Origin of the sequence: Pseudomonas protegens (assembly GCF_013407925.2) — a bacterium.
GTDB classification, from domain to species: Bacteria; Pseudomonadota; Gammaproteobacteria; order Pseudomonadales; family Pseudomonadaceae; genus Aquipseudomonas; species Aquipseudomonas fluorescens_AP.
On record NZ_CP060201.1, the window covers coordinates 2,238,217 to 2,258,142 of the forward strand.

Genomic DNA, 19,926 nt, shown 5'->3' on the forward strand with positions numbered 1-19,926 from the left:
GTGGATCGAGCCCGTGGCCCGGGCTGGCGCAGTGAGCCAGACTGGCTCGCTGCGCCAGGGGCACAGATTCAGGCGAGAACGGTCCACAGGGCAAAACCGGCGTACCAGAGCACGGCGGCCCGCAGCAGCAGTTCCCAGATGCGGTCCAGGCTGTTGATGCCTTCGGGGCCGGTCAGGGGCGGCGGAATTTCGGCGGCCACCAGGCCGACCCGCTCCACCAGTTGGGCGGCGCTGATGTGCCAGTTGAGCAACTCGTGGAGCATCACCCGGCTCACGGCCACGAAGTTGCCCACCAGGGCAAAGCTCGCCGCCAGCAGGCGCACCGGCAACCAGTCGAAGGCATGGCGCAGTTGCGCGGCCCGCTCCACCAGGGCGGGATTCTTGCCGTGCTCGGCAGCCAGGGCCAGCAGGCGGTAGCTCAAGGCCGCCACCGGCCCCAGCAGGAAGTACCAGAAGATCACCACAAAGAAGCTCTGGAAGGCCTGCCACAGCACATAGCCTTGCACCCGCTCCAGCAGTTGCTCGCCGCTGTCGGCGCCAATGTCCAGGTCACGCTTGGCAACATGCACCGCCGCTTGCAGGTCCTCGCGCCGCCAGGCGTCGCGAAACGGCCCGAGACCACCCAGCAGGTCGCCGCGCCCCAGGGCGTAGATCACCACCAGCAGATGCAGCGGCAAGGCCAGCAGGCCGTAGGCGACCGGTTGCAGCACCAGCAACAAAAGACCGAGCAAGGCCACCGGCAGCAGCACCAGTATCAGCAACAGCCACCATGGGTGTCCGGCCAGACGCGGGCTGGACTCCAGTTGCGCCAGGTTCTTCAGCCACCAGCCGTCACGCTGCACCCGCTGACGCAAGGCCGAGAACTTCTCGACCCACACCGCCAGCAGCAACACCAGAAAACTCATTGTCCTTCCCCCTTTTCCAAGGCGGCACGATAGCGTGCCCAGTCGAAAGCCCGGCCCGGGTCGGTCTTGCGCCCGGGCGCAATGTCGCTATGGCCACAGATCCGTTGTGTGGTGATGGCGCTGTACGCGGCCTGCAATTGTTCGGTCAGGGCACTCAAGGAGCGGTACTGTGCCTCGGTGAACGGTAGTTCGTCGGTGCCTTCCAGCTCGATGCCGAGGGAAAAGTCGTTGCAGGTATCGCGCCCCTCGAAGCTCGACACCCCCGCGTGCCAGGCCCGGTCCAGACAGGAGACAAACTGGGTGACCATGCCGTCACGTTCGATCAGGAAATGCGCCGAAACGCGCAAATCGGCGATCCCGGCAAAATACGGGTGCTCTGTGACATCAAGACGATTCTGGAAGAATTCCTGAACCTTGCCGGTGCCGAACTGCCCCGGCGGCAGGCTGATGTTATGGATCACCAGCAGGGAGATTTCCCCCGTGGGACGCTCATTGAAATTGACTGACGGGCAGTGCCGCACGCCGTGACACCAACCCGTGGCAGGGTCCAGCCGCATACCGATTCCTTCAATTGAAGCCTTGAGTGGCCCAGTATGCCGCGTTACCCCCTCGGGTTGCGATCACTTGCCGTGATTGAGTCGCTGCAGATTGCCGATCACCGACTCCAGGGCCCGGTCAAACAACAGGGTGTCGTCCAGAGCCCGCACCGCGCCGCGCTGGAACTCCAGGGCCAGGCCCATGCGCGTGCGCTCCAGGACCTTCATCCCGGTGCGGTTGACGAACACGTACTTGGCCACGGGATGGGGGACAATCGCCGCCAGTTTGCAGCGCAAGGTGGTATCCTCCTCTTCCTGGAATTCGACCCAGGCCCCCAGCCGCAATTGATCGACCAGCAGCACGCTGGGGTCATTGGCCGGCAGGACCAGGGGCGCAGCCTCCAGCGGTCCCTCCTCGGCAGAAGGCAGGACAATCTCCTGGGCCACCACAATCATTTGCGCCGGCTCGGCCAGCGACGCACTGCCGCGCAGCGGCGGCGCCAGGGCCTGGCGCTCGAAGGCCTGAAGGTGCAGGGCCTCCAGCAGGCTGAAGAATTCGCTGGTGGCAAAGGGATCGAACGCCGCACTGCTCAGACCGTCACGCAGGCCCTTGAGCAGGCCCGGCACCAGCTCCAGCAAGCGCATCGCGGTATCCGCTCGTTGCTGGGGCTGCACACTCCAGATCAAGTCGTGCAGGGTACGCTCGGCGGTCTGCCATTCGACGGAGTCGTCGCCGTGCCTGAGGCAACTGAGCAGCAACACCTGACTCCAGGCATCGCGAACAAAATCCACCACCTTGTGCGGCAGGACCTTGCCCAGCAGCGCCTCATTGAGTGCCCGCTCGACCCGGCGCCGGGCCAGTTCCGCCTTGGCTCGCCCTTCCTCCGCGTCTCGGGTGCGCTGCTCCAGCAACTCGGCACGACGTCGTTCGTCGGCGGTAAAGGCGAGAAAATCGGCCAGCAGTTCGGAGAAGATCGCCGGATCGTCGCTGAACTCGCTCAGCAGGCGTTGCACCACTTGTTCGATACGCAGGTACAGGCTGTCGCGCTGATGGTCAGCGCAACCGCCCCAGCCCATGGCCGCCGCGGCGATTTCATTGAGCAGGCGTCGAGCCGGGTGGTTGCCGCGGCTGAAGAAGCTCTTGTCCAGCACCGCCACCTTGAGCATGGGAATCTGCAGGCGCCCGATCAGAGCCTTGAGGGAATCCGGCAGGTTGCGATCATCGAGGATGCACTCGAAGAGCATGGCGATCAGGTTGATCACGTCCTCGTCGGCCACGTCCACCACCCGCGACTTGCCGCTCTTGACGCTGACCCGGGTGAGCAGTTGCTCCAGTTGGTTGCGCAGGTCGAAATCTTCCTGGGCGCTGGGGGGTGGCACGTATTGCTGCAGGTGCGAGAGCAGGCGCAGCAGGTCGCGGGTGGAAATCGGCTGTGTCTCGGCGCTGGCTTCCAGGGTCGGCGCGACGCTGCCACGCACCTGCAGCAGCAAGGTCTGCAAGGCGGCGAAAACCTCCTGCACGCTCTCGTCGAGCTGGCATTGGCTGGGCTTGGCGCCTTCGCCAGCCTGTGCCTGGGCTTCGACCCGGGCCCGGTCCGAGGCTCGACGCGCCGGTGCCGGCATCAGCTCCGGCAGAATGCCGGTGGCGATCAACAGTTGGTTGGCTTCGCCATAAAGCTGCTCGGCATCGCTGAGCACGTAACGCTCGAACAGCTTGAGGATGATCAACTTGACCTTGATCTCCACCCCCAGGCTGCGCCCGGCCTGCAGGAAGTACTCACACAGCAGCGCCGGTCCCAGGGGATTCTCCGCATCCAGCAGGCGCCGGCCCAGCAACACGCTCAGGCGCGCCGTCAGTTGCCCGAGGGCAAAGCCGTCGCGGTTGAGAACCTTGGCCACCATGGCCTGCACCGCGACCTTCTTTTCCAGGTCATCCCGGGAGGGATCAAAGGAAGGGTCGTATGCCACCGCGTGGGGAATGACCAGGGCCGGGTCGTATTGCACCAGGCTGGCGAAGGCTTCGAAAAACTTTTCCAGGAACGCGCGCTCGATGCTCTTGCGCTTCAGGCGCAGGTCGCGCATGGCTTCGAACAGGGTGTTCTGTTCGACATTGTTCTGGGCACGGTCGGCCATTTCGAACAGGGTGTCGTCGGCGTTATCGAACAGCTCCTGCAAACCGTGACGCAGTTGCTGGGCGGCCTTGTCACGAACCTGAAGCAGAATCACCGGCAGGCGGGCAAGCGGCGAAGCGTTCGCCTGATCTGTAGCCGCCTTGTGCAAAGGCACTACATTCCCGTCGTTGTGCATCCAAGCCTCCTGGAAAGGTGTTTCTTCGGTTCGAGATCAAGATTCAGTCAAGCCGACGGCGCTCACAGTCGGTTCTCAGCGGAGGCAGGTGCACTCCACAGCACTTCGTTTAAGAGGGAGCCAAAGATACGTCAAAGCTATGACGTCAATTACAAGTCATATTATCTTGTAAAACTCCCCTCTTGCGCCAGCAGACTCTGCCGCCTCTCTGGAAATAACCCTCATCCAACCAAGAAAGTTCACTTATCCCCATCAGACAAAACGACGAAAGAGCGGTTCGCCCGCGACCCGCCGGCACTTGCCGCCTTGGGTTCGCCGATCCCATGCCCCTATAATCGGCGCACCTTGATTGTGGAGCCCGTTATGCCGAATCTACGCCTCGCCGACCTGACCGCCGAAATCGAAGCCAACGTGCGCCGCGCGTTGCTGGAAGACATCGGCAGCGGCGACATCACCGCGCAATTGATCCCGGCCGAACGTCTGGCCAAGGCCACCATCATTACCCGCGAAGCCGCGGTCATCGCCGGCACCGCCTGGGTGGACGCGGTGTTCCGCCAACTGGATCCACGGGTCGCCGTGCACTGGCAAGTGGCTGACGGCGAGCGAGTGCTGCCCAACCAGGCGCTGTTTCACCTCGAAGGACCGGCCCGTTCGCTGCTCACTGGCGAACGTAGCGCGCTGAACTTCCTGCAACTGCTGTCCGGGGTGGCCACCCGCGCTCGCTATTTGGCCGACTTTGTCGCCGATACCCAGGTCAAGCTGCTGGATACCCGCAAGACGCTGCCTGGCTTGCGCCTGGCGCAGAAGTACGCGGTCACCTGTGGCGGCTGCCACAACCACCGCATCGGGCTGTATGACGCCTTCCTGATCAAGGAAAACCATATCGCTGCCTGCGGGGGCATCGCCCAGGCGATCAGCACCGCCCACAAGATCGCCCCGGGCAAGCCGGTGGAAGTGGAAGTGGAAAGCCTTGGGGAGTTGAAACAAGCCCTGGCGGCGGGAGCCGACATCATCATGCTCGACGAACTGAGCCTGGACGATATGCGCGAGGCGGTGCGCCTGAATGCCGGCAAGGCCAAGCTGGAAGCCAGTGGCGGGATCAATGAAAGCACCCTGCGGCCGATTGCCGAAACCGGGGTGGACTACATCTCTATCGGGGCCATGACCAAGGACGTGAAGGCTGTGGACCTGTCCATGCGCCTGAGCCTGTAACCCATGAAAAACGCCAGCCTGGGTCAGGCTGGCGTCAGGCTCAATCGTCGATCTCGTTGAGCTGCAGATAGTCCTCGAGGTCCATGCCCAGCGCTTCAGCAACCTCCTGATGCACCTCCAGGCGCATGGCCTTCAGTTCCTCCGGTGTCTCGGCCACCAGATCGAGCACCAGTTCCCACGGCTCGATGCCGCGAGACTCTGCCTCGTCCTCAAAGGCCCATTGGGCCTGCTGCTTCTGTTCTTCGGGGCTCAGGGCGCTGATTTCCTCTTGCAAGGAAGGCGTGGCAGCCAGGTACCGTTCAAGCGCTACGTCGATTCTTGCCTCTTTAGGAATCATCTCGTTCTCTCTGATCATGGGAATGGAAGATGGATCTGGATCGTTGGGATCTCTCTGCCGCAAAAAATCGTCGTAAACGGCGATTTATCTGGCCTTCAGAACCATTCGGGATCATCTGAAAACAGCATGCTGGTACTCAGACAGCAACCGAATATAGGACCTTTGAGCGACGATTTATATGACCTGATGCACCCATGAGGGAAAAATCGGCGGATTTGCGGGCCACCACCCGAGACAGCCCCAGAAGAAACCTCAGGAAACAAGGTTGCTCAGCCGGTCGTTGTGCCTTTTCTCAAGCAAACGCCTGCCTTACCGAGTTCGAAAAACCTTCTGAGATTTTCCAGGATGTCGTACTGCTGAACGGTCCCATCGCGGGCAATATTCATTTCAGCCTTAGTCACCCACAAGTGCCCTTCCTTGCTTTGATTGGGAATAACGGAGAGCACGATATTAAACTTTGTAGCCTCAGGAGGCGTCCCGGCTGATTTGGGTTCATAAAAATTGAAAGTCAGCTGGTTATCATCATTGGGCGAGACGCTTTGCGCACTAACAACAGGCAGTCCAGCCTTCGCAGCTGCTGGGAAATGAGCCGAGAACAACACGCTTCTGCCCCGCACTTCTTTGGTGATCTCCAGATAATATTGTTCAGTATCTTTCACATTCGCTGGAGTCGTGCACTCTTCGCCCTCCATTGCAAAATACTGCGCCTCAAACTCATACGTGGGGGCCTTCTCACAGGCTGCAAGGGACAGCGACACTGCGCCGATTAACGCCAACTTCCACTTCTTCACGCTGAACACTCCTTGATTTCAGGGCGTCATTATGGGCAATGCCGTTCGCTGGCACCACTTGATTCATGAACAGCATCAGGTACCCGCACAAGGAACCCAGTACAACTCCCATTTCATCACGAAAGATGAGTCTTCAAGCAGCATCGACCAAACTGCCAGAAGCACGATAAGCACTAGTAAATATAGAAAAGTGAAGTCTTAGTTCGGCTTACTACTTACCAACCATAAGAACCTTTTAAAAAACACCACTCAACAATCAACTACAGAAGTGCCCAACTCAATAGAAAAGCAGCGCCTGAAACTTTCAGAGCAAGCCCTGGCAACTTTCAATAATGAGTCATGAATACAACCGGCGAACTCAACACCAGTCAAACCTGACTGCCGGACTTTCTGAGAGAGGTATCTTTCGAGGGCGCTCATTCAGCGCTAGAGGGACTTTGCTGGCGGGGCTAAACATTGGCAAACCGCCCCAAACTCGATATCTGGTGCCGGAGACAGGAGTCGAATTCGGAAGACACAAGCCAAATGAACAAAGCCTATCTGCCGTTCCAATTTCCATTAAGGTACTCAATTAGGCACTCATACCCACGAGACCGCTGCTTACCAAGCAAATCCAACACGAATCTTGTGATAGCTAAATAATGCCTATGAGCCACCTGCTTATCCTGGCGCTTTGCCATCCTCTACCTATAATCGATGCGCACCCGAGCGACTAACCACACCGCAGCTACCTACAGGTTGTGTTTCGAAGTTCCACTGGATCAGTGGCGCCTCGGGTTCATATCGATGCCTTAGGCCTCTTGATGACATTTCCTTCCGGCAGAATGGACGTCACTTTTTGCCGTTGAGGACTGACAGCGGTTGGTAAGGAAACGAAGACATACACATATCTGGGATCTCACGATGCGCCTTAAGACCGTCAAGCTCAGTCATTTTCGCGGCTATAGCACACCCACCGTCATTCCTATCGATTCATCTATGACCGGTATTGTGGGTCGAAACGACTTTGGTAAGTCGACCATCCTGGAAGCACTGGCCATCTTCTTCGACAGCGCGGACATCAAACCCGACAAGAGTGATATGAACTGCTTCAGTCTAGCCGAGGGTCTCACTCAGTTCGAGATTGCCTGTGAGTTTGACGACCTTCCTGAGGCTTTGGTGCTGGATGAAAATGTACACACCTCGCTATCGCAGGAATACCTGTTGAATGCGGCTGGCCTCCTTGAGGTGGTCAAAACGTTCAAAGCGAGCACCGGTAAACTGGACAGTACAGCCATCCGCTGTGAGCATCCGGCTGATAAAGCGCTCGCTAGCCTACTCAGTCTGAAAATGGTCGACCTGAAAAAGCTCGGCGCACAGTTTGAGATCGCTGATCGAGTAGCAGATCAGCGGGTGGCATCCCAATGGCGGAAAGCCATTCGCGATGCGGCCGGAGATGTTGCCTGCCAAGAGACACTTCTTGATGTAGGCAAGGGGCTGTCCACAGAAGGCAAATCTGTTTGGGATAAAATCGAGGCGCTGCTGCCAACATTCGCGCTTTTCAAGGCGGACAGGGAGAGCAGCGACGGTGATGCCGAGGCCAAGAACCCTCTACAGCAGGCGGTCAAGGAAGCCCAAGCAGCGCTACAGGAGCAGATCAGTGAGCTAGAGCGGCAGATCGAGAGCAGTGTGTTGGACGTTGCTGGACGCACCCTCGACAAACTTCGAGAAATGGCTCCGGAGTTGGCTAATGAATTGACCCCCCGTTTCAAAGAAAAGCCCAAGTGGAGCTTCAGCTTTACTCTTGAGGGCGAGAATGGCATCCCCATAAATAAACGCGGCAGCGGGGTACGTAGGCTCATTTTGCTGAACTTCTTCCGAGCTGAAGCCGAAAAAAATGCAGTGGCTGGTAGCCCACGCAACGTGATCTACGCAATCGAAGAACCGGAAACCTCACAGCACCCCAACTATCAGATGATGTTGATGAAGGCCCTTCTGGAGCTATCCAATCAAACCAATAGGCAGATCATCGTCACCACCCACGTCCCTGCATTAGCTGGCCTGATGCCCATCGACGGCATCCGTTACGTAACCAAGGACGAACAAGGCGTCCCAATTGTAAAAATGCCAACCAAGGAAGTTCTTACGGAAGCCGCCGAGAGTCTAGGCGTACTACCCGAGACAGGTATGGAACGAGCAAAAGGGGTCGTCTTAGTGGAGGGCAAGTCCGACGTCACCTTCCTCCGTCACACTTCAAACACCCTCAAAGCAGGGGGACACCTCCCATCCAGCTTGGAAGACGCGGGAATCGTCCCGATCCTAATTGGGGGCTGTGGTAGCGTTAAGCATTGGGTAACCCTCAATCTTGCGGACGACCTCGGATTGCCTTGGTGTGTGTTTTTGGACTCCGATATTGGCGGAAGCCCGGAGCAGGTTGCAGCCATCTTGAAACGTAAGCAGGAAGTCGAGGGTCAGGGAAGAGCGTTCTACTCGACGCGTAAACGTGAAATCGAAAACTACTTGTGCCCCGACATGATCGATGCCCAAAGCGGAAAAAGGGTTACGTTCACAGACACTTGCGACGCCAAAAAAATTATCGGCAAGGCAGTTGGCATGAAGCCAGACGATGTGATTGACAAGTTCTGGCCGCTAATGACAGCTACGCAGATCATTGATCGCTCTACGTATCATGAGAATGGGGTAGATCGCGCTGAACTCAAGGACCTTTTGGAGAATCTGCTCAAGCTAGTCGCCTGACCTCTGCCACTGCCAACGCGCCTTACAGGCAGCAGTCGCTGCGCGGCCGCACGCTTCGGATTGACATCGGACGGCCGCGCCTGATCTGTTTCGAACCAAATCGAAACGGGAGGTGGCCTCAACCGCGATTTTCGAACCACCCACTACAGCCCCCGAAGAATCAGGAGAGAAAAGTAAAGTGGGAATGTTCCAAGCATGAGCGCAAAACCAAACCTGGCCAGAGCCACCCTATGCCAGATTCCATCCAGGAATGCGTTGAACGTGCATCTAAACGCCGGCAAGCCGAGCTGGAGGGTTTACCATGATTACGCACTATATGTATGAGAGTGGAAAATCTGCCTGCGGTCGGAACAACCACAACCTCACTGGCACATCGGACGTAAAGCGCGTCCGGTGTAAGAATTGCCTCGATTCTCATGGGTATCAGCAAGGCATCTGGTTCAGTGAGTTCCAGAGCCTTACGGGCACAGAGCCCAGGGGGCTTCGGGAGTGGGCCGCCGGCACGATGCCTTTCGACACAGCCGCCCATCACAGCCTGGCCAGCTATCGAGCAGAAACCGCCTCACTAGCTGACCGTCTTGAACGGCAGTTGGAGCCGCTGATCATTTAGGAGCATGGCACGATGGCCTGGACCGTTTGGATTCCTTTGCTGGTCGCCATTCTGGCCGCTGCTTTGGCATTCGCATCTGGCACTCTGATTGAGCGCAGCAAACGTAGGCATTCGCTACGGAATGAAGCGTATGCAGAATACTTGTCGGCAGTGGCGCGCTCGGTCTCAGCAAATCCACCAGATAGGCATAAGGTGCTGGCTGATGCAGCGCTTGCGAAATGCAAGATCGTGATCCACGGATCAGACAAGGTCATTCAGGCTTTGAAAGCATTTGAGTTGTCAGGCGCCGTAACATCGAGCGAACAAGGGCAAGACCGATTGATATCTCTAGTGATGGAAATGCGTGGAGACTCGAAGATAACCCGCAATGATCTACGTGCCCTGCTATTGGGTGAGCACCCCTGAGTACTAACACGGCCCACCGTGCCCATTATCAGTCGCTGTCTTTCCTCAAGCAGGCACCTGTCTCGCCAATAGTTGCGGCTCTTCTCAGGTTCGCAAGAAGATCAGCTTCGCTGACCTTTCCATTCCTCACGCTTGTGAGCTCTGCCTTTTTGAGCCAAAGATGACCATCCTTACTCTTGTTAGGAATGACGGTGATGACAATATCGACTGCCGGGCTACCTGAAAACGTTCCCGACACCTCTGGCTTGGTGAAGTTGAAGGTAAGCTCATCATCGTCTGTTGCCGAGACGCTTTGAGCGGCGACAATCGGGGCTCCTGCCCGCGCCGCGATTGGAAATTTAGCCGAGTAAAGTGCAGTGCCGTTGCGTACCTGCTTGGTTATCTCCAAAAAGTATTGCTCCCGGTCCGTGGGGCTGGACGGCGTTGTGCAGTCCTCACCTTCTGCGGCGAAATACTTTCCCTCGAATGCATAGTCGCCCTGCCAACATCCAGCTACAGACACAGATACCATAGCCAGTAACGCTAATTTCCATTTCTTCACCCAGCACGCTCCTTGATGACAATGTGCCATTGTTCAATTTACCTCTCGCCAAAGCTATGGCATACGCCCACAGCATTGAGCTGCTGCACAAACAGTTGGCAGCGTAATTCGTCCAGACATAAAAGCGCCGGCATCCAGTACAGGCGGATGACGGAGCCCTCAGTGGCCACGATGACCCGACGAGCCGCCGTCTGCCTCCACGACCAGGTAGGGAACATCGCAGAGAGCACCAGAAGCTCCTGCAGATCGGCTCGCATCATGGTTTGCCCTCGCCATTCGCTTCTCGGCGCTCAATCCACTCGGCCACTCCCCACAACCCCGCGCCTAGCACTGCCAGAACGACGATCAACCATAGGGGAACCAAACGGTGAGCCCCTAGCCAAAAACCCGCGCCGACACACACAACTGTGACCCAAAACTGCTTCATACCGACCTCCAGCCTCATTTGGAGGTGAAGTTATCTCCATCTCATGGTGTGTCATTGCGCTCTAGAAAAAATGCTGAATTCCCCCACTGGGATTTGAGGATGCCGCAACGATGTCTTGAGAGGCCGCGAGGTGCGCCAAGAAAATAACAAGGCGCCACAGGGTGTGAAGATGAATCCTATCGGCCTGTCACTGGTGCGGCAGTGGCGCCATTAGTTGGCACGAATACATGTCGATGGTAGCGCCAGGTTTCGAGGTGATCGTTGACGGGCAGCCTAAAGGTGACTCACTGTCATGCCGATGGTGAAGCGGTGCGGACCGATACCTGGGCGGAACGAAACTTGAGATTTCTGCCGGGGACATGCAGCAGCGCGAGAGCTCCTGCGGAATGGGGGGCTTGTGCAGACGCGCCCCACTGAACGTGGCGTCATCATCTGCACCAGGGCGGTCAACGCCGCCCCTCCTGCCCAAACTCTACCTACTAGGTTTCGGGGGGTTTAGCGACCGCCCTGCACCTTGACTACTTGGCCGAGGTGGTGGAATCGAATTAGGCCCCACCGGATTGGCAGATCGTGGGACCGATGTAGACGCTCCGGCACGGTTCTGTGGGCTCGAACCACCTCCACCTCGTGATGAAGCCGCAGCACCTATCCCCGCCAACCTAGTTCCCAACATAGCAACACCAACCGCTTTCATAGCGAAACGACCCGCATCACTGGCTGTAGCCACAGCGCCTGACAGGCTGCCCGCCAGACCTCCCAACGAAACACCTAGCATACTCGAAGTGATCCAAGTGGAAAGGCCAAGCGATACAGCAGCTACAGCTGACATCAATCCACGAAGACCATCGTAATCAGCCCCTACTCCGGTCCATCCACTTGCGGCTCCCGCCTGCGCTAGGGCTACAGCAGCCATAGTTTGTGAAATCGCAACCGTGATCATCTGAGCGGTCATAACCGCGATGACCGGCAAAAGGAGTAGAGATAGCCAATTAACGAGTATCTTACCCCCTCTTAGAGGCGCCAGTAGCAGGAAAAGCGGGCCGAGGATCAAGACAATCCAAAACAACCATGCAGACATGATGACATATCCCGGCAGAAGCGTTTGTAGATCCAGCCAGCCACTGAAGTTTTTGAACATCTGAGCAGCGGCCAATATTCCCCCGGCGACCTCGCTGCTCTCATGCGACATGCCCGTCGTTCTCGGTAGAGAACGAGTCATGAACCGTTGCCACGCCACGGCGGTACTGACGGCTCCAACCTCTGCACTAACTCGCTGCCCACCCGCAATGACCTGACCTGACTCACGCAGCGCTTGGTAGGCCTGCTCTGCTCCCATCTGCGCGATCTGGTATGCCTCGACACAGCTGGATGGCCGAAACATGATTCCCTGGTCATCCCCGACGATTGTCGATTTCTGATTAGGCATTTTGCTGATTGGCAAATAGGATGGCGTCGCATCCTCTTGACCTGCAAGCGTTGCAGCCCAATGTGACTGAGTTGGCAATGCATAGCCGCTCCCCATGAAGGGGCCTGCCGATTCTAAAGCTCGTATACCCGCCTCTCGGCGGGACTGGATAGCTCTCTGATCGAGCACATGCTCCAAACCTGTACGAGCAGCTCCTCCTCCCAGTAAGTAGGCCCCCCAACCGCCATTTTCTTCAGCGGAGCCAAAAACGTATGTCCATGCACCTCCAAGGCCGGTACGTGCCTGCGCAATGAGACCAACTTCTTTATCCGGAATCCCAAGCCCGCCACCGCCCAACAGGCCAATGGCATGCAACGCCTCCACTTTGGCAGCATGCTCAGCCCCTGCTAGCTCAGCCGGTGCAGGGGCACAACTGACGTTGTAATCCCTGATTAGCCGGGCGAGATCGCTGCCCGCAAACACATCCGCTGAGCGCCCTACCATATTGTCGATTGCCGCCTGCGCAGGGACGATTGTGCCAGCCACAGTCTGGTCGCTCAAAACCTGGTCAAATGCCTGCCGGTACATCACGTGTATCGCCATGACAATTTTAAGCGGAACCGCTTGGACCTCGACCATCCGCACTGACGCACCACTAGGAAGCGTCACAGTGGCCGGTCTCATCCCATACGCCAAAAGCAGGAAAATTAGGATACCGGCAAAAAACGTACGGCCTGCACCTTCACCTAAACGCAGGATAACCAGCAGTAGCCAGCCAAACCCCACGACCACGATCAGTTCAGTACTCGTCTCATTGAGCGCAACGAACAGTGGTTCGGTAGCGGTCATGATCGTCAACGCGACGTTTTCCCATAGACCGAATACCCAGTTGAACCCGGCAAAATCCTCAGCCGACGCGACACTCATTACACTGCCCGCCGCCGAATTATCCAGCTACGAATGGCCAAACCAATCCTGGCAGCCCACAAACCAAACCAGAGCAGACACAGTGAAAAACCGAACAGGATGAAATGCTGGGCTGCAGGTGCAGCTAACAAATTGCCCATGCTTTGAACGGCATCGTACTGCTCCACCACATGCTGACCATATGGCCGCATAACTGCCGCAGCGAGCAGGTGCAGCAGGCCAAGGATTGGCCCGAGGACAATGCCCGTCCTGCCTACCCACTTAGTGGCAAAGGGCATCCGCAGGTGCGTTGAATCCAGAAAATCACTCAGTTTCATGCTCACATTTCTCCGCAAGTTAAGCTGAACGACCTCCAGCCTATCGCCCCCCTTCTTGCGTCTCCACTCAACTCGATACAGTTACTACCGTCTCACTTTTCAGCGCCTATGTGCCCGCTATGTAACGCGCCTAAACGGCGCTCTACATAGCGGGCACACTCGACCATTCCGATTTGACGCAACAAATACAACGCAGCGACATTGCGTTGTCTGCCCATCCCCATTTTCGTAAGCTGATCGGGAACCAAACCGCACTGCCCGGCAGTCTCGTTACCCGTGTGATTCATGGGTTGGGACAGTGGCAGGGGGCTCGGCCTGCGTCATCGCGGGCAGTAGCCCATCGGCCACACCTGCGTCATCGCGTGTGCGCCCTCCCTAACGCCGACTATGTGTCGGGACCATCAACGACCAATCACTTAAGGAGAGAAGACAACCAAGCATGGTCAGCCAGACCCAATGGCAAACGAACCTGAGCGGACATTCAGGAACTCACTCGGAGACTCCGAGTAGGCGTGAACAGTCCCCGCCTGCATCTGATGCAAAGGGGGGCGAACAGGCACACAACGAACCATCTACGGATGGTGTGTCGCTGAACCGGTAACGGTCAGGAGTTCTTACATCTGATAGAGAGAATCCCATGAGCGAATTCGATGCGCATAGCATTACTGCACGCCTCAAGGCCGAATCTAGGATTCGGAGAAAACCCCGAACCTATGCCCAACGTCGCTCATTGCTGGATAACTACAAGTACGAGCTGTTACAGCTTGATTCAGCAGGCTGCAACGGCACCGAACTGCAACGCTGGGTCGCGGAAAAAGGCATCAAGATTCAGCGTTCGACAGTACACCGATGGCTACATCGGAATCGCCTGAGTGGCTAAGTTTGCCAAGCCTGCAAAACAAGCCGCGTCCGTGATGAAAAGCCTCCAGGGCACTCACATCCGGTCAGTTGGCACCGTTCGCAATTATGAGCAACGCTTGGTGCGCATTACCGCTTACCTTCAGGAGCATCGACTCGGCAGCCTCCGTGAAATGACGCCCGCCCGTGCCCTTGAGTACCTCCGCCAAAGAGCGACCGTCGTTGGCCAGAAAACCTTGGATATGGAGCGCCAGGCCCTGCAAGCCATGATGCAGCATGTCACTCACCGGCTACCACCGGGCCAGCCCCTTGAAGTCATCAAGAGCACCGCAATAGGTCGCACAGGAACGACAAACCATCCTGCCTTGGGCCGCAGACTGGCCGATCAAACGAGAGCCTACAACGGCGAGCAAATGTCATTGATTGCGGCTCGTCAAGCTCCCCACAATGCCCTGGCGACAGAGATTGCGTATGCCGCAGGCCTTCGTGCCCATGAGTTACTCGGCCTTCGCAGAACGCACCAACGCGTACCGGATCAACGTCCCGCGCATGGAATGAAGTTTTCAGGAATTCGCGAATCGACCATCAGCTACACCGTTCACGGGAAAGGTGGGCTGATCCGCGAAGTCCGTATTCCAATCCCCCTAGCCCAGCGACTAGAGAGAACCCGGCTGACAGGGCCACGAACTGTCAAAGATCGAGGAATCAACTACCAACAGTTTTACGAGATTGGCGGTGGTCAGCCGTGGAGCAAAAGCGTTAGCGCAGCTTCCAAAGTCGCACTCGGGTGGTCGAACGGCGCACATGGACTGCGGCATACCTACGCCCAGGAGCGCATGACGACATTGCAGAGTCATTTAACGCGAAAACAGGCACTGGCGGTGGTTTCGCAGGAAATGGGCCACTTCCGGCCGGAAATTACTGAGGTTTATCTGCGTTGAGAATAAACATCGACCCCACATGGATCAGCAGTAGCTTGCTCTTTGTCATTGGCGTAACGGTGATCGCGATTGGCGTTTTGGCAGTGGTGCTCTTGGAAAGCAAAAAGTCCGGAGCGCGGCTCAAGGCCACCCTCGACGCAAGCGTCGATCGGCATAAAGCTCTGCTTAAGGAGCACAGCGACGCACTCAAAGAGATGGAGCTGCACCACATTGGCCATATTTCTGGCATTTCCAAACGTCACCATCAAGAGATTGAAAGCCTGCGTGACATCCTTGCCATTTCTGACCAAGACCGCGACGTGGCATTGAGGGCCGCCTACAGAGATCAAGAACAACTCCGGTTAATGCAGGACCGGCTGGATCAAGTCACCGCATTGATGGACTCTTGGGCCTCCGGAGGCGACGAAACAGCTTCTGCCGTTAGACATGCCCTTACAGCCGAGCGCACTCGCCGTTTTCATACCCTCTCATAGGTCCTGTTTAGGCTCACCGCATCATTTCCGCCAGCACGCAATCCAAGTGCGGAGCAAGCTTCAGCACCTCCAAATCTACGCTCTGGACGGAGTTCGCTTCGTATGGATATCGAGTTCCGACGAATAGCCTCGAGGCTATTTTGATCCATTTTTCTAGGGGGAAATCTGGCGCCATTTGCTTTGAGATTTCGCATAGTTGATTGGTCAACTCAGGCGAAATGACGTTGTACAGATCGGCCAGGCCATGACCATTTCCAGGCATCCGCACAGCAAGCCGCAGATGCCCTTCGGGATCATGCTCAGTTCTCGGATATCGGGGGTCAGCTTCCACCAAGCACGATTTCAGAAACAGCTCACAGGCGAGCGCCGAATTCATAACGGCTGGCCAGAACAGATTCGGATCGCGGTCATCAGTAGCCCTTTGCTCTAGTATCTGAGCAGCTCTCATGAATGTTCGCGCCTCCTCGATAACCCAAGCGCTAGGCAATGGTTCTTGGTTCATCCTTGAAAACCTCATGGATCCAACCGTAACGGCAGTGATTAGAATTGATTAATAACAGATTAGTGTACTCAGTAAAAATCACTGCATACCCTACCCTTACTGGGCTAGAGCGCCATTTGACAGTCGAACTCAAGGAGCGCTAGAACGGTGCATCATGGGCGTTGGAACGGCATCGCCGGGGTCTTGGAACGGCAGCCTAGGGTGTTGGGACGGTAAAAAACGGGCGCTGGAACGGTATCAGCGTTTTTTCGCCAGATAGCGCTGCTGTGAAGCGCTTGGGGTAGTTTTAACCTGCACTAGATTTCCTTCCAAAAGATAGCTAAATGGTAGTCCCTCTGCGGTGCTTGCAAGCGCTACAGCTTCAAGGGAGCGGCGCAAATCTTTTTTGAAGTCAGATAAAGACTTCGCACGACTCCCGCATAGTTGGTGCAAGGTCTCAATTTTGTAATCATAAGATTTTGCATGCGACGAATAAAATCCGTGCACCCACTGAGCAAGTGGCTTTCCATGTAGTGCTTGGCGAACGGACCAGTTCACATTGGTATACTGACTGCCATTAAACAGCACATGAAGCTTTGGATTCAACCGAATGGCGTATATACGCTCACTTCGCTCATCTTGAGCACGATATACTTCATGAATAAAGCTTCCCTCATATGAATGTATCCCCACCTTAATCTGCAACGCTGTAGCCTTGAGCCTGCTAATATGCTTATCTAGAATCTTTCGATTCTTCCCTGTATCTGTTTTACCAAGAATTTTCAGCAGCCGATACGCGGTTACCCTGCACTCCGAACCCAACTCCTGCATTCGCGCCAGGTGCAACACCGTCTCCCACACATCTAGATCACCCTGATCAAGTAGTGCGCCCGTATAGAAAATACTGACACCGCCGATAGCGTTAATTTCCATTTGTTCAACATATGGCCGATTTCCTTTTCCAATTGCACCAAATAAGGCTGAGCGTAGAGCGACGTTCGGAACACGACGTACCGATTCTGACCAGTTCGGCAGTAAATTAATCTCATCCTCAACTTTTACCTCTTGGGGCTTAGCAAGAGAGCGCTTCTGATTTGCCTCAATCCGAGCAAGCATGCTCGTAAGTGTCTTATTCACAGTCATCACTGAGGAATGGATGCACTGATCTTCTGCACCACCCAGGCATGCACTTGCTCGGCAGGCCAAGCCACGGAGTTCGCACCAAGGGAAACGCCTGGTGGGAAATCGCCAGACCGGATCAACCGGTAGATCTGAGATTTGCTAAGCCCTACCAGGGCACAGACGCCAGGCAAACGAAGCAGTAAAGGTGAGATTGGTTGACTAGCCATCTGGGCGGGTCTCCTTGGAACCGGATTGGATGGCTAGGGATTTAATGGCACCAGTGGCAACTAGTCGTGGCAATTGCCTTTTTTTCAAGGAAATGCCAGAAACTCTTAAAAATTATGTGCTTTGCGCCATATCACTCTGAATATGACCTTTCATGAATTTCCCTAGAGTCTTGTGGCTTTTCGGCATTTCGACCTGAGCAGCGTCGGCTAACGATAGAATTGCCATGCATGGGTTAAAATTCTTGCGTACCGAACGAACGCCCAAAGCACGACGCTTGATAGCATCAGCTCGAATCTGAGCAGCTGCATCAATCCCTTGGACTGTATGAGCCTTATCAACCTCTTTAATTAACTCAACCAAGCCATTAATAATCAAGCTAATTGAATTAAGCTCCTTAGAACTAATAACACTGCTACCGCCACACTCTTTCGAACTCACCCCAACACCCAAAACAAACGAAAAATCTGAAACCCCCGCATTTTTTAACCATTCGCTGAGAGCCGTCTTCGAGGAGTAAACAATGCTAGCGGGAACGTTAACATACTCATATTCCGCATGACAAAAACAGTTAATGAACTGAGTGCTACCCGAAGGCTCACACAAAGCTTTAAAATACTTGACCAATCCTTCATGACCTAATACATAACCCCTGGCTGATCGTTTTGATGAACCGACCCCACCAACCCAAAATAGTCGTTCGGGAAGCAGCTCTTCAGCACGACCTAAATATGCAAGAAACGCTTCATCTATAAGCTCGTGGAGGCCAAATGCGGCCTCAGGAAAGCTGACCCCATGATAATTAGAGTACATAGGTAGAAGATCACATAAGCGAATCAGTTCATCATTCATGTATTTCTCTCCACCGATGCAGCGGAAACGACTACCCTGTTCAATGATAGTGAATCCAGATGGTCCGCATACCACTGGAGCATCTCACGACGACCGTCCAAATACTGGGCATGATTGTATGTGCCGCGAATACTGTTTTTGTCCACATGCGCTAACTGAGTTTCGACCCATTCGCTGCGATATCCTTGTTCATGCAAAGTAGTCGACATCGTATGGCGGACCCCATGCCCTGTAGCACGACCGTCGTAACCAGAGCGCTTGAGTAGCTGATTTATGGCAGCCTCGCTCATGGGCTTGGCTGGATCGTTCCGGCCAGGGAATGCAAGGGTATAGCCGCCAGTAATGCCCTCTAACTCACGCAATGCAGCCACTGCCTGTTTAGGCAAAGGCACAGAATGAGCGCGGCGCATTTTCATTCGCTCAGCGGGGATGACCCATAGCTCTTTATCAAGATCGAATTCAGACCAGGGCGCTCCCCTCAACTCAGCAGTTCGTACCCCTGTCAGAATGAGTAGGCGGGTAGCGATTTTCACCACATCGTGCCCAGGACATGCCTGAAAGCTGTGTATCAAGTCGGGTAGCTCTGCGATGGGCAAGAAGGGGTAGTGTCGAGACGTTGGGGTTTGAAGCGCCCCTCCGATATCTGCGATGGGGTTGTACTCAACACGTCCAGTGGCAATCGCAAAACGATAAACCTCTTGGCAACGCTGCCGAACCTTGCGCAGTTTTTCGAGAGCGCCTCTGGACTCGATACGGCGGAAGACCTGCAACCACTGCATGGGCTTGATTTCAGCTAACGGGAAAGACCCGACTTGCGGAAAGATATCGAGTTCAAAGGCCTCGATTACATCAGTGGCATAACCTGCTGACCAACGAGGCGACTTGTGCTGATGCCACTCCAACGCCAGGCTTTTGAAAGTATTCGCACGTGAGACCGCTGCCTGCGCTCGTGCAACCTTTCGCTCAAGCCCAGGATGTCGCCCCTGTGCCACAAGCTGACGGGCCTCTGAGGCATGCTGTCGCGCCTGCGCAAGAGTGACCTTTTCGATGGTGCCAAGCGAAATGTGTGACTGCTTGCCATCTAAGCGGAATCGAAAGCGCCACGACTTGCCACCCGCTGCACGAATCCAGAGAAACAAGCCTGCCCCGTCGGCAAGCCCATAGTCCCTTTCACGTGGAGCGGCATTCTTAACCTGTAGTGCCGTCAAAGGCATGCTGAGTACCCATGGATTATTGAACCACGATAAGGTACTCGTACAGGTACTCAAAGGACAAGCGCTGGGATGGAACTGGATGGCACCGCATGAAACAGAAAGCCCGCACTAGGCGGGCTTCTGGTGGATTTCATGCGACTGCTTGGCACTGCATGAATCTATTGACTGGTGCCGGAGACAGGAATCGAACCTGCGACCTTCGCGTTACGAGTGCGCTGCTCTACCGACTGAGCTACACCGGCGTGGGTTAAAACCTAGCATCGGCGCCCGAGGCCGGCAACCAGAAGCCTTGGCGCAGATAGCA

The 19,926-nt window shown here is 55.9% G+C and carries 19 protein-coding genes and 1 tRNA gene; 6 read left to right on the top strand and 14 right to left on the bottom strand.

What is annotated here, in order from left to right; all coding sequences use genetic code 11:
- Positions 1–68: 68 nt before the first annotated feature.
- The 3 genes from ampE to GGI48_RS10525 all read right to left on the bottom strand — a co-directional run bounded on the left by ampE (position 69) and on the right by GGI48_RS10525 (position 3,748).
- Positions 69–905: a regulatory signaling modulator protein AmpE gene (gene ampE, locus GGI48_RS10515; protein WP_016965095.1), complete on the bottom strand. Its 837-nt coding sequence runs from the start codon at positions 903–905 to the stop codon at positions 69–71.
- Positions 902–1,462, bottom strand: a complete 561-nt coding sequence (ampD, locus tag GGI48_RS10520) for a 1,6-anhydro-N-acetylmuramyl-L-alanine amidase AmpD (RefSeq protein WP_179598182.1) — start codon at positions 1,460–1,462, stop codon at positions 902–904. The genes ampE and ampD overlap by 4 nt, the downstream gene beginning before the upstream one ends.
- A gap of 63 nt (positions 1,463–1,525) precedes the next feature.
- Positions 1,526–3,748: a DUF1631 domain-containing protein gene (locus GGI48_RS10525; RefSeq protein WP_179598184.1), complete on the bottom strand. Its 2,223-nt coding sequence runs from the start codon at positions 3,746–3,748 to the stop codon at positions 1,526–1,528.
- 363 nt (positions 3,749–4,111) lie between these two features.
- Here GGI48_RS10525 and nadC point away from each other — a divergent pair, with 363 nt between their 5' ends.
- Positions 4,112–4,960 carry a carboxylating nicotinate-nucleotide diphosphorylase gene (nadC, locus tag GGI48_RS10530; RefSeq protein ID WP_179598186.1) on the top strand — a complete coding sequence of 283 codons (849 nt, stop codon included), beginning with the start codon at positions 4,112–4,114 and terminating at the stop codon, positions 4,958–4,960.
- Positions 4,961–5,000: 40 nt separating this feature from the next.
- On the opposite strand, the gene GGI48_RS10535 is transcribed toward nadC, so the two are convergent.
- Together GGI48_RS10535 and GGI48_RS10540 are read right to left on the bottom strand one after the other, a co-directional pair.
- Positions 5,001–5,297, bottom strand: a complete 297-nt coding sequence (locus GGI48_RS10535) for a DUF6388 family protein (protein WP_042942084.1) — start codon at positions 5,295–5,297, stop codon at positions 5,001–5,003.
- A 269-nt stretch (positions 5,298–5,566) separates the two neighbouring features.
- A complete protein-coding gene (locus GGI48_RS10540; RefSeq protein WP_179598188.1) occupies positions 5,567–6,088 on the bottom strand; it encodes a hypothetical protein in 522 nt (173 codons plus the stop codon).
- A 903-nt stretch (positions 6,089–6,991) separates the two neighbouring features.
- Between GGI48_RS10540 and GGI48_RS10545 the strand changes: the two genes are divergently transcribed.
- Together GGI48_RS10545 and GGI48_RS10550 are read left to right on the top strand one after the other, a co-directional pair.
- Positions 6,992–8,824: an AAA family ATPase gene (locus tag GGI48_RS10545; RefSeq protein WP_179598190.1), complete on the top strand. Its 1,833-nt coding sequence runs from the start codon at positions 6,992–6,994 to the stop codon at positions 8,822–8,824.
- A gap of 622 nt (positions 8,825–9,446) precedes the next feature.
- Positions 9,447–9,839 carry a hypothetical protein gene (locus GGI48_RS10550; protein WP_179598195.1) on the top strand — a complete coding sequence of 131 codons (393 nt, stop codon included), beginning with the start codon at positions 9,447–9,449 and terminating at the stop codon, positions 9,837–9,839.
- Between the two features lie 28 nt (positions 9,840–9,867).
- Here GGI48_RS10550 and GGI48_RS10555 read toward each other — a convergent pair whose 3' ends face one another.
- The 3 genes from GGI48_RS10555 to GGI48_RS10565 form a co-directional block, all read right to left on the bottom strand.
- On the bottom strand, positions 9,868–10,380 hold the full coding sequence (locus GGI48_RS10555; protein ID WP_260620645.1) for a hypothetical protein: 513 nt from the start codon (positions 10,378–10,380) through the stop codon (positions 9,868–9,870).
- Positions 10,381–11,279: 899 nt separating this feature from the next.
- The gene (locus GGI48_RS10560; RefSeq protein ID WP_179598200.1) at positions 11,280–13,139 is read right to left on the bottom strand and encodes a hypothetical protein; all 1,860 of its coding nucleotides are present in this window, start codon (positions 13,137–13,139) and stop codon (positions 11,280–11,282) included.
- Positions 13,139–13,456 carry a hypothetical protein gene (locus GGI48_RS10565; RefSeq protein ID WP_179598201.1) on the bottom strand — a complete coding sequence of 106 codons (318 nt, stop codon included), beginning with the start codon at positions 13,454–13,456 and terminating at the stop codon, positions 13,139–13,141. Before GGI48_RS10565 ends, GGI48_RS10560 begins: the two co-directional genes overlap by 1 nt.
- Positions 13,457–14,093: 637 nt before the next feature.
- On the opposite strand from GGI48_RS10565, the gene GGI48_RS10570 reads away from it, so the two are divergent.
- The 3 genes from GGI48_RS10570 to GGI48_RS10580 are packed head-to-tail and all read left to right on the top strand — an operon-like array spanning position 14,094 to position 15,728.
- Positions 14,094–14,336, top strand: a complete 243-nt coding sequence (locus GGI48_RS10570) for a hypothetical protein (RefSeq protein WP_179598203.1) — start codon at positions 14,094–14,096, stop codon at positions 14,334–14,336.
- On the top strand, positions 14,329–15,255 hold the full coding sequence (locus tag GGI48_RS10575) for a site-specific integrase (RefSeq protein ID WP_260620646.1): 927 nt from the start codon (positions 14,329–14,331) through the stop codon (positions 15,253–15,255). The genes GGI48_RS10570 and GGI48_RS10575 overlap by 8 nt, the downstream gene beginning before the upstream one ends.
- A 35-nt stretch (positions 15,256–15,290) precedes the next feature.
- Complete coding sequence (locus GGI48_RS10580) at positions 15,291–15,728, top strand: hypothetical protein (protein ID WP_179598205.1); 438 nt, start codon at positions 15,291–15,293, stop codon at positions 15,726–15,728.
- Between the two features lie 13 nt (positions 15,729–15,741).
- Here GGI48_RS10580 and GGI48_RS10585 read toward each other — a convergent pair whose 3' ends face one another.
- From GGI48_RS10585 to GGI48_RS10610, 6 genes are all read right to left on the bottom strand, one after another.
- Positions 15,742–16,230, bottom strand: coding sequence for a hypothetical protein (locus GGI48_RS10585; protein ID WP_179598207.1), 489 nt, complete (start codon positions 16,228–16,230; stop codon positions 15,742–15,744).
- Between the two features lie 237 nt (positions 16,231–16,467).
- Complete coding sequence (trfA, locus tag GGI48_RS10590; RefSeq protein WP_260620647.1) at positions 16,468–17,325, bottom strand: plasmid replication initiator TrfA; 858 nt, start codon at positions 17,323–17,325, stop codon at positions 16,468–16,470.
- A 26-nt stretch (positions 17,326–17,351) separates the two neighbouring features.
- The gene (locus GGI48_RS10595; RefSeq protein WP_179598209.1) at positions 17,352–17,558 is read right to left on the bottom strand and encodes an AlpA family transcriptional regulator; all 207 of its coding nucleotides are present in this window, start codon (positions 17,556–17,558) and stop codon (positions 17,352–17,354) included.
- Between the two features lie 112 nt (positions 17,559–17,670).
- Complete coding sequence (locus tag GGI48_RS10600; protein WP_179598211.1) at positions 17,671–18,408, bottom strand: hypothetical protein; 738 nt, start codon at positions 18,406–18,408, stop codon at positions 17,671–17,673.
- A complete protein-coding gene (locus tag GGI48_RS10605) occupies positions 18,405–19,622 on the bottom strand; it encodes a tyrosine-type recombinase/integrase (protein ID WP_179598213.1) in 1,218 nt (405 codons plus the stop codon). Before GGI48_RS10605 ends, GGI48_RS10600 begins: the two co-directional genes overlap by 4 nt.
- Positions 19,623–19,788: 166 nt before the next feature.
- Positions 19,789–19,864: transfer RNA gene (locus tag GGI48_RS10610), tRNA-Thr, on the bottom strand.
- Between the last annotated feature and the right edge of the window lie 62 nt (positions 19,865–19,926).